Origin of the sequence: Peptoniphilus lacydonensis (assembly GCF_900106515.1) — a bacterium.
GTDB classification, from domain to species: domain Bacteria; phylum Bacillota; class Clostridia; order Tissierellales; family Peptoniphilaceae; genus Peptoniphilus_A; species Peptoniphilus_A lacydonensis.
Genome location: NZ_FNWF01000003.1, coordinates 1,299,065 through 1,311,405 on the forward strand (window position 1 = coordinate 1,299,065; position 12,341 = coordinate 1,311,405).

Annotated in this window: 9 protein-coding genes; all 9 read left to right on the forward strand. The window is 32.7% G+C overall.

Features of this window, described 5'->3' with window-relative positions; genetic code table 11:
* Positions 1-170: 170 nt before the first annotated feature.
* The 9 genes from nhaC (at position 171) to BQ5450_RS07890 (ending at position 12,153) form a co-directional block, all read left to right on the forward strand.
* Complete coding sequence (gene nhaC / locus BQ5450_RS07850; protein ID WP_071126496.1) at positions 171-1,706, forward strand: Na+/H+ antiporter NhaC; 1,536 nt, start codon at positions 171-173, stop codon at positions 1,704-1,706.
* A 54-nt stretch (positions 1,707-1,760) separates the two neighbouring features.
* Positions 1,761-2,276, forward strand: a complete 516-nt coding sequence (locus BQ5450_RS07855) for a PH domain-containing protein (RefSeq protein WP_010244557.1) — start codon at positions 1,761-1,763, stop codon at positions 2,274-2,276.
* Positions 2,277-2,486: 210 nt separating this feature from the next.
* Positions 2,487-4,112 (forward strand): gamma-glutamyltransferase family protein, encoded by a 1,626-nt coding sequence (locus tag BQ5450_RS07860; RefSeq protein ID WP_071126497.1) that lies wholly within the window; start codon positions 2,487-2,489, stop codon positions 4,110-4,112.
* A gap of 11 nt (positions 4,113-4,123) precedes the next feature.
* Positions 4,124-6,115 (forward strand): excinuclease ABC subunit UvrB, encoded by a 1,992-nt coding sequence (gene uvrB, locus BQ5450_RS07865; protein ID WP_010244551.1) that lies wholly within the window; start codon positions 4,124-4,126, stop codon positions 6,113-6,115.
* A 12-nt stretch (positions 6,116-6,127) separates the two neighbouring features.
* Positions 6,128-8,944 carry an excinuclease ABC subunit UvrA gene (gene uvrA / locus BQ5450_RS07870; RefSeq protein ID WP_071126498.1) on the forward strand — a complete coding sequence of 939 codons (2,817 nt, stop codon included), beginning with the start codon at positions 6,128-6,130 and terminating at the stop codon, positions 8,942-8,944.
* Position 8,945: 1 nt separating this feature from the next.
* On the forward strand, positions 8,946-9,740 hold the full coding sequence (locus tag BQ5450_RS07875) for a L,D-transpeptidase family protein (RefSeq protein WP_071126499.1): 795 nt from the start codon (positions 8,946-8,948) through the stop codon (positions 9,738-9,740).
* A gap of 108 nt (positions 9,741-9,848) precedes the next feature.
* Complete coding sequence (locus tag BQ5450_RS07880; protein WP_010244542.1) at positions 9,849-10,703, forward strand: transporter substrate-binding domain-containing protein; 855 nt, start codon at positions 9,849-9,851, stop codon at positions 10,701-10,703.
* 57 nt (positions 10,704-10,760) lie between these two features.
* Complete coding sequence (locus BQ5450_RS07885; RefSeq protein ID WP_010244540.1) at positions 10,761-11,438, forward strand: amino acid ABC transporter permease; 678 nt, start codon at positions 10,761-10,763, stop codon at positions 11,436-11,438.
* Positions 11,431-12,153, forward strand: coding sequence for an amino acid ABC transporter ATP-binding protein (locus BQ5450_RS07890; RefSeq protein ID WP_071126500.1), 723 nt, complete (start codon positions 11,431-11,433; stop codon positions 12,151-12,153). The genes BQ5450_RS07885 and BQ5450_RS07890 overlap by 8 nt, the downstream gene beginning before the upstream one ends.
* The last annotated feature ends 188 nt before the right edge of the window (positions 12,154-12,341 follow it).

Consider the following 12,341-nt stretch of genomic DNA (forward strand, 5'->3'; position numbering starts at 1 on the left):
TAATAATGTCATTTTTTAAATTAATTGATTGACTTGTATTGTTATCTAGGTTAAAATTTACTTAGAAAACATTTTCAGCAATACTAAATTATAAGAAATTGTATTGCAGACATATTAAAAATTTTTATACAAGATTAATATGTCTAATGACGTGTTAAGGAGGTAATTATATGAAAAATGAAGGTCAAAAATCCGTTAGACTACCTAATATGATTGAAGCGATTTTGCCAATCGTTACTATGGTTGCACTAATGGTATATGTTTTCAACTTCAGTGATGAAGTTTATGATGCAGCACATATGCCGCTAATTATAGCGATAGTTGTTGCATGTGCAGTTGGAGCAGCTTGTGGACATAATTTTTCTGAAATGTTGGAAGGTATGGTTGAAAGACTTACAGCTACACTTGAAGCAATTTTAATTTTACTTACAGTAGGTTTATTGATTTCTTCTTTCATGATTTCAGGAACAATTCCTGCAGTTATTTATTATGGTTTAAAATTACTTACACCGCAATCATTTTTACCTGTAGGATGTATTCTTATAGCAATAGTTGGACTTGCTTGTGGTTCATCTTGGACAGCAACTGGTACAATAGGTATTGCCTTTATGACAATAGGTGTTGGTCTTGGAATTAACCCTGCACTTACTGCTGGTATGGTAATTTCAGGAGCTTATGTTGGAGATAAATTTTCTCCACTATCTGATACAACAAACCTTGCAGCTGGTGTTTCAAATACAGGATTATTTGATCACGTAAATGCAATGGTTTCAACAACAGGACCTGTTTTCCTAATTTCACTTATTATTTACGCAATCCTTGGATCAAGAATTAATGCTAGCAATTATGACCCTACAATTGCAGAAGGAATACAAGATGCATTAGCAGCAAACTTTAATTTAAATCCAGCAGTGCTTCTTCCAATTGTAGTAATTGTTGTAGTATGTATATTAAGAGTTCCTGGACTTCCAGGTGTTCTTATTTCAGTAGCAACTGGTGTTTTATTCTCAGTAATTTTCCAAGGTGGAAACAATCTTGCGGAATTATTCTCAGTTCTTCACTATGGTCCATCAATTGAAACAGGAAATGAATTTGTAGACGCTGCTCTTGCCAAGGGTGGTATGGATAACCAAATGTGGACAATCAACTTAATTATACTTGCAGTATCCTTTGGTGGAGCTCTTGAAAGATGTGGATCAGTTGAAAGAATATTTGGAAATGTTAAAAATAGAATCAACTCTGTTGGAGGACTTGTATTTGCAACAATGCTTACATCATTATTCTGTGATGCAGCAATGTGTGACCAATTCTTAGGAATTGGAGTTCCTGCTCCACTATATGATGATAAATATGATGAACTTGGACTTGCAAGAAATATGTTGTCAAGAACACTTGAAGATGCAGGTACACTTTGGGCATGTATGTTCCCATGGACAGCTTGTGGAGCTTATCAAAGTGGAGTTTTGGGAATGAGTCCATTCACATATTTCCCATTTGCATTTGTTAACTTACTAAACCCAATTTATGCTTGTGTAACAGCATTTGCAGGAAGAAATATTTTCTGGGCAGATGGTGCTTATACAAATCTATTCGGTAAAACTAAAATGAAGAAAGCTGCAGCTGCTCCTGAAGAAGCACATAAATATGCAGTTTCTCAACTTGAAAAATTAAGAGCTGAAGGTAAAGCTCCTAAAGTTACAGCTTAATTAGAATTAATTAAGAACAATAAATATTAAAAATTTTTAGAAAGAAGTGATTATGTGTCAGAAAAAAAACTACCTTGGGATAATGACAGCGAAGCAATAAAATACGTATATGTGAACCCTAGAAAAAGCTTTTCTGAAAAATATGCCTACGTAATCACTTCTATTTTAATTTTGTTGGGGATATTCACAGAGTACAAATTGACTCTTGTATTGGCACTTTTACTTTTACTTTCTCTTTTGACAAAAAGGTATGTTGCGGCAACTCCAAAGGGACTTGAGATGTATACTGATATGAAGATAACTCACACATATCATATTTGGGACTGGTCAGAAATTGATGCCATAACTTATGAAAAAAAGCCAGAAGAACCAAAATTAATACTTTTATATTTCACAAAGGGAGATGTTACAAAAAGATTTTTCTTTGATGAGAGAGATAAAGAAAGAGTTTTTGATTTGGCTCATAAATACAATAGAAAAATAAAAGTGTATGATGCCTATGAATACAAACAAGATTTAAAAAGATTTAAAAAAGAACTAAAAAAGACAAAAAGAAAATGGCGTAAATAATTAAATAACAAATTGAGAAGAAACTTCTTTCATATTTAAGGAGTTTCTTTTTTTGTAAATTTTTAAAAACACATGCTATAAAAAGTTTTAATTATAAAGATGAAATTCGTGATAATAAAATAAACTTAAAAAGTTGAATTATTTACCATTTAATTATAGAATTAAGTTTAGTTATTTAAGTTTTTTACTATATAAAACGAGGATGATTAAATGAATTTTGATTATGATTTTTATAAAGATTTTGATTACAATAAGTATCCCTATCATTCTACTAGGAGGGTAATTTTTGGGAAGAATGGAATGGTGGCGACTTCTTCACCTTATGCAACAAGTGCAGGGGCAAAAATTCTTTTGGATGGTGGAAATGCTATTGATGCTGCTCTTGCTGTTTCAATGACACTTCCTGTCGTTGAACCTACAGGAAACGGACTTGGTTCCGATATGTTTGCAATTATTTTTTATAATGGAAAACTTTATGGTATAAATGCAAGTGGAAGAAGTCCTAAAAATATTTCTATTGATGCTTTAAAGAAAAGGGGTTATGATAGTATGCCAAGTTGTGGTATAAATGTTATAAACACTCCTGGATTAATTGGTGGATTTATGAAACTTCACAAAGATTTTTCTACGATGAGCATTGATAAAGTTTTTGAACCTGCTATTTCTTATGCAGAAGAGGGATTTGCAGTGACGCCACAAATTGCGAAACTTTGGAAAGAAAATTGTGAAAAGTATAAAAGATTAAATAGAGATGAGTTTTCTGAATTTTTTAAAACTTTTACAGTTGACGGAAATGCACCAAAAGCTGGAGAGATTTTTAGATCAAAGGATATGGCAAACACTTTAATAGAAATTGCAGACACTAGTGGCAAGTCCTTTTATAATGGAAGGCTTGCAGAAAAAATTTCTGATGAAGTGGAAAGGCTAGATGGCTTTTTAGATTTTAATGATTTAAAGAGCTTTAATCCAAGTTATGTAAATCCTATTTCTACAAATTACAGAGGTATTGATATTTGGGAAATACCTCCCAATGGTCATGGGATTTCTGTTTTAATGGCTTTAAATATTTTAAGTGAAATGGAACTTAAAGACAGAAGAGATCCTAATACAATTCATAATATTATTGAAGCTATAAAATTATCCCTTACTGATGCGAAAGCTTATGTAGCAGACCCAAAAGATATGAAGATAAAAATTGAAGAACTTTTGTCAGATAATTATGCAAGAAAAAGAAGAGGTGAAATAAAAGACAATGCAATTATTCCAGAAGAATACGCAATAAAATCATCTGATACAGTTTATTTTGCAACAGCAGATAAATATGGAAATATGGTGTCCATGATTCAGTCAAATTATTCTGGATTTGGTTCTGGTATTGTTGTGCCAAGTACAGGTATTGCCCTTAACAATAGAGTAGAAAATTTTTACTTTAAAGCTGGACTTGCAAATTCTTTGGAGGGGGGTAAACTTCCTTACCACACAATTATTCCTGGTTTTATGACAAGAGATGAAGAAGCTCTTGGAGCTTTTGGGATAATGGGAGCTTTTATGCAGCCACAAGCTCATGTTGAAGTTTTGACAAATATGATTGATTTTAATTTAAATCCACAAGCTGCTCTTGATGCACCTAGAATTATGTGGACTGGTGACAAGAAAATTGATGTGGAGTGTGATTTTTATAGTGAAATAATTGAAGGACTTAAAAGTCATGGACATGATGTAAATGTTGTAAGTGATTTTAAGAATATGGGCCGTGGTCAAATTATTTTGAAGAAAGATGATGTTTACATTGGAGGGACTGAGAAGAGAACGGACTCCAATATTTTTGCTTATTAAAAGGTGAGTTAATGAAATTTAAAATTCATTCAGATTATAAACCAACAGGAGATCAGCCACAGGCTATTGATAAATTGACTGAGGGAATAAAAAAAGGCTACAAACACCAAAATCTTTTGGGTGTTACTGGTTCGGGAAAGACTTTCACAATGGCAAATGTAATAGAGAAGGTGCAAAAGCCAACTCTTGTAATTGCACACAATAAAACTCTTGCTTATCAACTTTGCTCAGAGTTAAAGGAATTTTTCCCAGAAAATGCAGTTGAATTTTTTGTGTCTTACTATGATTATTATCAACCAGAGGCTTATGTGCCAGGGACAGATACATTTATAGAGAAGGATTCTTCTATTAATGATGAGATAGATAAACTTCGTCACTCTGCAACAATGTCTCTTTTTGAGAGAAAAGATGTAATAATTGTTGCATCAGTTTCTTGCATATATGGGTTGGGAGATCCAATTGATTATGAAAGTCTTGCCATATCACTTAGACCGGGAATGATAAAAGATAGAAATGATGTAATGACAAAACTTGTCGACATACAATATGTTAGAAATGATTATGAGTTTAAACGTGGAACTTTTAGAGTTCGTGGAGATATTTTGGAAATTTTCCCTGCATCTTCTTCTGAAAATTCCATTCGTGTTGAATTTTTTGGAGATGAAATAGATAGAATTAGCGAAGTAAATGCTCTCACAGGAGAAGTGGTAGCCTATTTGAATCACGCCTTTATAACTCCTGCATCTCACTTTGCAACATCAGAGGAAAAAGTAAAAAGAGCAATTGTTACAATAGAGGAAGAACTAGAAGAAAGACTAAAAGTTTTAAAGGATCAAGAAAAACTTTTAGAAGCACAAAGACTTGAACAGAGAACAAGATATGATTTGGAGATGCTTTCTGAAATGGGATTTTGTTCTGGAATTGAAAATTATTCTAGACATTTATCAGGAAGGGAACCTGGCTCAAGACCTTATACTTTGATAGATTATTTTCCAAAGGATTTTCTCACTATTATAGATGAATCTCATCAAACAATTCCACAAATTAGAGGAATGTTTAATGGAGATAGATCTCGTAAACAAACTTTAGTGGATTATGGTTTTAGACTTCCTTCTGCTCTTGATAACAGACCACTTAGATTTAATGAATTTGAAAATATGATGAATCAATGTGTCTATGTTTCTGCAACTCCTGGACCTTATGAACTTGAACATACTGAACAAGAAGTTGAACAAATTATTAGACCAACAGGTCTTCTTGATCCAATTATTGAAGTTCGACCAATAAAAAATCAAATTGATGATATTGTGAATGAGATTGACAGTGCAATTGAAAGAAGTGAAAGAGTTTTAATAACGACTTTAACAAAAAAAATGTCAGAAGATTTGTCAAGACATTTAAAAGAAATTGGGTATAAAGTAACCTACATGCACTCTGATGTCGATACACTTGAGAGAATGCAAATAATAAGAGATTTGCGTCTTGGAAAAGTTGACGTGTTAGTTGGGATAAATCTTTTGAGAGAAGGATTGGACTTGCCAGAAGTTTCACGAGTTTGTATACTCGATGCGGATAAGGAAGGTTTTTTGCGTTCAGTTACATCTCTTATTCAGACGGCAGGGCGTGCTGCAAGAAATGCTGATGGAAAGGTTATAATGTATGCAGATACAATTACACCTTCTATGCGAGTGACAATTGATGAAACTTCTAGAAGGAGAAAAATTCAAGAAGATTACAATAAAGAAAATAACATCACACCGAAAACTATTGTGAAAAGTGTGCGTGATGTTATAAATACTGCAATTGCAGCAGAAGATGAAACATTATTTGAGAGTGCAAAAGATGAAGAAACTGAATTTACAAGAGATGAAATTATGGAAATGATTGATGCTTTAAAACCTGAAATGTATAGGGCGGCAGAGGAACTTGATTTTGAAAAGGCTGCTGAAATTAGAGATAAAATCAAAGAATTAAAAGAGAAGAAAAAGGACGCCATCCTTTAAGAGGTGTTATTATTGAAAGATGAAATAATAGTAAAGGGAGCAAGAGTCAACAATTTAAAAAATGTTGACTTAAATATTCCACGAAATAAATTTGTAGTTTTCACTGGACTTTCTGGATCTGGGAAGTCATCTCTTGCCTTTGACACAATTTATGCTGAAGGCCAAAGAAGATATGTAGAGAGTCTTTCCTCTTATGCAAGACAATTTTTGGGGCAGATGGATAAACCTGAAGTTGATTATATTGAAGGCATGAGCCCATCTATATCTATTGATCAAAAGACCACATCAAAAAATCCAAGGTCAACTGTGGGGACAGTTACAGAAATTTACGATTATCTAAGGCTTTTGTATGCAAGAGTGGGTCATGCTTATTGCCCTGAGTGTGGAAGGGAAATCTCGTCATATACAATTGATCAAATGGTGGATGAAATTATGAAATTAGAAGAGAGGACTAAAATCCAAATTTTATCCCCAATTGTAAGACATAGAAAAGGTCAACACAAAAAAGTTTTTGAGAAGGTAAAAAAAGAAGGATTTTTGAGGGTAATTGTTGATGGAGAAATGCACGACATTTCCGATGAAATAGAGCTGGATAAAAATAAAAATCACGATATAGATGTTGTAGTTGATAGAATTATTGTAAAGGAAAAGATTGAATCTAGACTTGCAGATTCTCTTGAAATTGCAACTAATTTAAGTGATGGAATTGCTAAGATAAATGTAATTGATGGTGAAGATTTAATTTTTTCAACGAAGTTTGCCTGCCCCCATTGCAATATTATAATAGAAGAAGTTACGCCAAGATCTTTTTCATTTAACTCTCCTATGGGTGCTTGTGAAGAATGTAAAGGTCTTGGATTTTCTAAAGAAGTTTCAAAGGATTTAGTTATTCCTAATAAAGAACTTTCTATTGATGAAGGTGCTATTGCCTGCTATTCAAACTCAAAGGGAACTTATTATTATGAAATAATTTCTGAAATTGCGAAAAAGTTTAAGTTTAGTACGAAAGAGCCAATAAAAAATGCACCAAAGGAATTTATGGATGCGATTTTTAATGGTTACAAGGGAAATTTATCTTTTTCTTTTAACTCTTATTTTTCTGGAGAAAAAAAATATTCTGGTGGGTTCGAAGGGATTTTAAAAAACTTGAAGAGAAGATACACTGAATCGAGTTCAGATAGAATGTTGGATAAGATTGATGAGTTTATGGAAGAAGTTCCATGTCCAAAATGTCATGGAAGTAGATTAAAAGATTCTTCACTTGCTATAAGAGTTGGAGGACTAAATATTTTTGAACTGACAGAACTTTCAATTGACAAATGTTTAGAATTTTTTCAAAATTTAAAATTTACTAAAAATGAAATGATTATAGCAGAAGAACTTTTAAAAGAAATAAAGTCAAGATTAGAATTTTTAGTAAATGTTGGCCTTGAATATCTTTCTCTTTCCAGGATGGCAGGGACTTTATCTGGCGGAGAAGCACAGAGAATTAGGCTTGCAACTCAAATAGGATCACAACTTGTAGGTGTAATTTATGTATTAGATGAACCAAGCATTGGACTTCACCAAAGGGACAATGCAAAACTTTTAGAGTCTTTAAGAAATTTAACAGATATAGGAAATACTTTAATTGTAGTTGAACACGATGAAGACACAATGTTTGCTGCTGATGAAATTGTTGATATTGGACCACTTGCAGGAGTTAATGGCGGAAGAATTGTTGCACAAGGTACTGCTGAAGAAATTATGGAAATAGGAGAATCCATAACTGGAGCTTATTTGAGTGGCAGGAAAAAAATTGAAGTTCCCAAAGAGAGAAGAAAATCCAACGGGAACTCGATAAAAGTTATTGGTGCAAGTGAACATAATTTGAAAAATATTGATGTGGAATTCCCTTTGGGAGAATTTATTTGTGTAACTGGAGTTTCTGGTTCTGGCAAGTCATCTCTTGTAAATGAAATTTTGTACAAGAGTTTGGCGCAAAAGATAAATAAATCGAGAATAAAACCGGGAAAGCACAAAAAAGTTGAAGGACTTGAAAATATTGACAAAGTAGTTGATATAGATCAGTCGCCAATAGGCAGGACGCCAAGGTCAAATCCAGCAACATACACTGGAGCTTTTGATATAATAAGAGATATTTTTGCAAATACAAATGAGGCAAAAATGCGTGGATATAAAAAGGGAAGATTTTCTTTTAACGTAAAAGGTGGAAGATGCGAAGCTTGCAAGGGCGATGGAATTTTAAAAGTTGAGATGCACTTTCTATCTGATGTTTATGTACCATGCGAAGTTTGCCATGGGAAGAGGTACAATCGTGAAACTCTTGAAGTGAAATACAAGGGCAAAAATATTTACGATGTGCTTGATATGACAGTTGAAGAGGCAATTCAATTTTTTGAAAATCACGAGAGAGTCTTAAGAAAACTTGAAACTTTAAGGGACGTAGGTTTATCTTATATTAAACTTGGACAAAGCTCTACTCTTTTGTCAGGAGGAGAGGCACAGAGAATTAAACTTGCCACAGAACTTTCGAAAAGAGCGACAGGTAGAACTCTATATATTTTAGATGAACCAACAACAGGTCTTCACTCTGAAGATGTGAATAAACTTATAAAAGTTCTGCAAGAACTTGTAGATCGTGGAAACACTGTAATCACGATTGAACATAATTTAGATGTGATAAAATGTGCTGATCACATAATAGATCTTGGACCTGAAGGTGGAGAAGGTGGAGGAGAAGTTCTTTTCACTGGAACACCTGAAGAGATTGTAAAGTGCAAAAGTTCATACACAGGTGAATTTTTAAAGGATAAATTGGAGGATTGATTTGAATAAAATAAAAAAGTTAAGTATTTTTATTTTGTCTTTAAGCCTTTTGTCAAATTTTGTTTTTGCAGAGGGCTTTGTGAGAGAAAATAATTTTATGAATAAAACTGGTACAGAGAAAAGAGATGAACTAAAGAGATGGCAGGCACAAATGAATTTGCCTGTCACTGGAAATTTAAATGACAAAACCAAGAAGGCTTTATATACAGAAAATTATGAAGCTTATGACATGGTTGTTAATCCTCCAACAAAGGGAAAATGGATTGTGATAAATAAATCGAGAAGAACCCTTACGATGTATAAAGGAGAAAATTCAATTGGCAAATATCCTGTAACACTTGGTACAAGTGAAACACCAACTCCATCAGCAAAGGGTAAAATTCAAAATAAACGCAAGAATCCAGCTTGGGGAGGAATGAATGGAAAATATACTCCAATCGCAGCTGATGATCCCAACAATCCCCTTGGAGAAAGGTGGATGGGATTAAGTATAATAGGATCAAATGGATATGGAATTCATGGAAATATTAAACCTCATCAGATTGGAGGTTATTATTCAAATGGATGTATAAGAATGTTTAATTATGATATTGAAAATCATGTTTTTCCAAATATTCCTGTGGGCGCACCAGTTTGGCTTGGAACAGATGCTGAACTTGAAAGCTGGGGAGTGTATCAGTATTCTAGAGAAAAGAAAGTGGATAAAAAAGAACAAATACAAAATCAAAAACCAGTAGAAAAAAGTCCAAATGAAATTATAGAAAATACTCCTTCAGAAGATCTTTTGGAATTTTAGCTAAATAGGTTAAAGGAAAGATTGAAAATTACAATATTTTAAGGTATAATAATTTTTAAAATTAAGTGCGACTTTAAAATATTTATCAAAGAGAAAGAGGAGAAAAATATGAAAAAGAAATTTTTTAATATTGCAATTGTAGCAATGGCAGCTTTGTTTTTATTTGGCTGTGGCAAAAAAGAAGACACTAAAAATGAAAATAAGGAAGCAGTAAAAATTGAAATAAAAACTACTGGACCAACAATTGATGCAATAAAAGAAAAGGGAAAGATAGTTCTTGGAACGTCAGCAGATTTTCCACCAATGGAATGGGTTTCTTTCCAAAGTGGTAAGGAAGAATATGCAGGAGTGGACATTGCACTTGCCGAAGCTGTTGCCGATTCACTTGGAGTTGATCTTGAAGTAAAGAATATGGCATTTGAAGGACTTATTTCTTCACTTAATGCAGGTGATGTTGATTTCGTACTTGCAGGAATGGAAGCTGATGAAGAAAGAAAAGAACAAGTTAACTTTGCAGAACCTTATTATTCAGGAGAACAAGTTTTACTTGTGACAGAAGAAAATAAAGATAAATACAAAAGTATTGATGATCTTGAGGGAAAAATTGTAGGGACACAACTTGGAACTGTTCAACATAAATTTGCAACAGAAAAATTTGGAGATAATTGCAAGGGATTTGACTTAAATAATGTAATTATCGAACAACTAAAAAACAAGTCAATTGATGTAGCATTTTTATCAGAACTTCCTGCAAAACAATTTGCATCAATTACTGACGGACTAGTAATTATAGAAGATATTGGAGTGCCTAAGGAAAAAGGTTTTTCAGCAGCTGTTAAGAAAGGAAATGATGATTTAACTGATGCAATATCAGAAGTAGTTAAAGGATTAAAAGATTCGGGTCAGGTAGAAAAGTGGCTTGATGAGTATATTGAATTGTCTAATAAAGAAGCAGCGAAATAAATTAATTAAATATTCCCTACATGATGTGGGGAATTTTTTATTTTAGAGGAGAATAAAATGAGTTTTTTAACATCGCAAATTAATTTTTTACAGAGATATTTTCCCGCATATATAAATGGAGCGATAACTACGATTGAGCTTTCTATTGTCGGAGTTCTACTTGGTTTTACTCTTGGAGTTTTACTTGCTCTAATGAAAATATCAAAGTCAAAAATTTTAAATATTATAGCAAGTATTTATATAGAAATAGTCAGAGGCACGCCAATGCTTGTCCAAATAATGATAGTTTATTTTGGACTAAAAAAAGTAATACCAGAACAGTTTACAATTTTAACTGCTCCAATGTTTTTGTGTTCTTTGTCAATAAGTTTAAACTCTGCGGCATATATTGCAGAAATTATTAGATCAGGAATAAGTTCAATAGACAAAGGGCAAATGGAAGCAGCAAGATCTCTTGGACTCAATCACAAACAAGCTATGAAGAAAGTAATACTTCCACAAGCAATAAAAAATATTTTGCCAGCACTTGTAAATGAATTTATAACGCTTATAAAAGAATCTTCAATCACATACACAGTTGGAGTTGGTGAGCTTATGTATGCAGGAAAAAGTATATCTTCTGGAATATACGAACCAGTGAGACCTTTTATATATACAGCTCTTGTTTACTTTATAATGACATTTAGTCTTTCAAAGGCGATGGGACGTTTGGAAAGGAGACTTGCAAATGATTAAGGTAGAAAATTTGACGAAATCCTTTGGAGAATTAGAAGTTTTAAAGGGAATAGATGAAATTATAAAAGATGGAGAAGTTGTAGTAGTAATTGGACCATCTGGTTCTGGAAAATCGACTTTCCTTCGCTGCTTAAATCTTTTGGAAGAACCTACTAATGGAAAAATTTTTGTGGATGATGAAGAGATTACGTCAAGAGGAACTGACATAAATAAAGTTCGAGAAGATATGGGAATGGTATTTCAATCCTTTAATCTTTTTAACAATTTAAATATTATTGATAACATAACACTTGCACCTACTCTTGTAAAAAATATGGATAAAAGTGAATCAGAAAAAAAAGCGATGGAACTTTTAGAAAGAGTAGGGCTCCCAGATAAAAGAGATGTTTATCCAAGTTCGCTATCAGGAGGGCAAAAGCAAAGAATTGCAATTGCAAGAGCTCTTGCCATGAATCCAAAGGTTATGCTATTTGACGAACCAACATCAGCCCTTGATCCAGAAATGGTTGGTGAAGTTTTAGATATTATGAAAGATCTTGCAAAAGAAGGAATGACAATGGTAGTTGTAACTCACGAGATGGGTTTTGCTAAAGAAGTTGGAGATAGAATACTTTTTATGGACGGAGGATATATTATTGAAGAGGGAACTCCAGAAGAAGTTTTTGGAAATCCAAAAAATGAAAGAACCCAAAATTTCTTGGCAAAAGTACTTTAAAAAATAAATTTAAACTAATGACTTGGGAAACTAAGTCATTTTTTATTTGGAAGATTTTAAATTATTAATGTGAAATAAATTTTTGAGAATATATAGAAAAAAGTAAATGATTAAAATACATTGTAAAAATTCATTTGTTTATCAAAATATAGTACAATTTTATTATCAAAGCATAATAAAATTAGTTT

What these genes read in the sequence shown, in the direction of transcription:
- BQ5450_RS07860 (WP_071126497.1), top strand. Translation starts at nt 2,487, where the DNA reads ATGAATTTTGATTATGATTTTTATAAAGATTTTGATTACAATAAGTAT.
- BQ5450_RS07890 (WP_071126500.1), top strand. Translation starts at nt 11,431, where the DNA reads ATGATTAAGGTAGAAAATTTGACGAAATCCTTTGGAGAATTAGAAGTT.
- uvrB (WP_010244551.1), top strand. Translation starts at nt 4,124, where the DNA reads ATGAAATTTAAAATTCATTCAGATTATAAACCAACAGGAGATCAGCCA.
- BQ5450_RS07885 (WP_010244540.1), top strand. Translation starts at nt 10,761, where the DNA reads ATGAGTTTTTTAACATCGCAAATTAATTTTTTACAGAGATATTTTCCC.
- BQ5450_RS07880 (WP_010244542.1), top strand. Translation starts at nt 9,849, where the DNA reads ATGAAAAAGAAATTTTTTAATATTGCAATTGTAGCAATGGCAGCTTTG.
- nhaC (WP_071126496.1), top strand. Translation starts at nt 171, where the DNA reads ATGAAAAATGAAGGTCAAAAATCCGTTAGACTACCTAATATGATTGAA.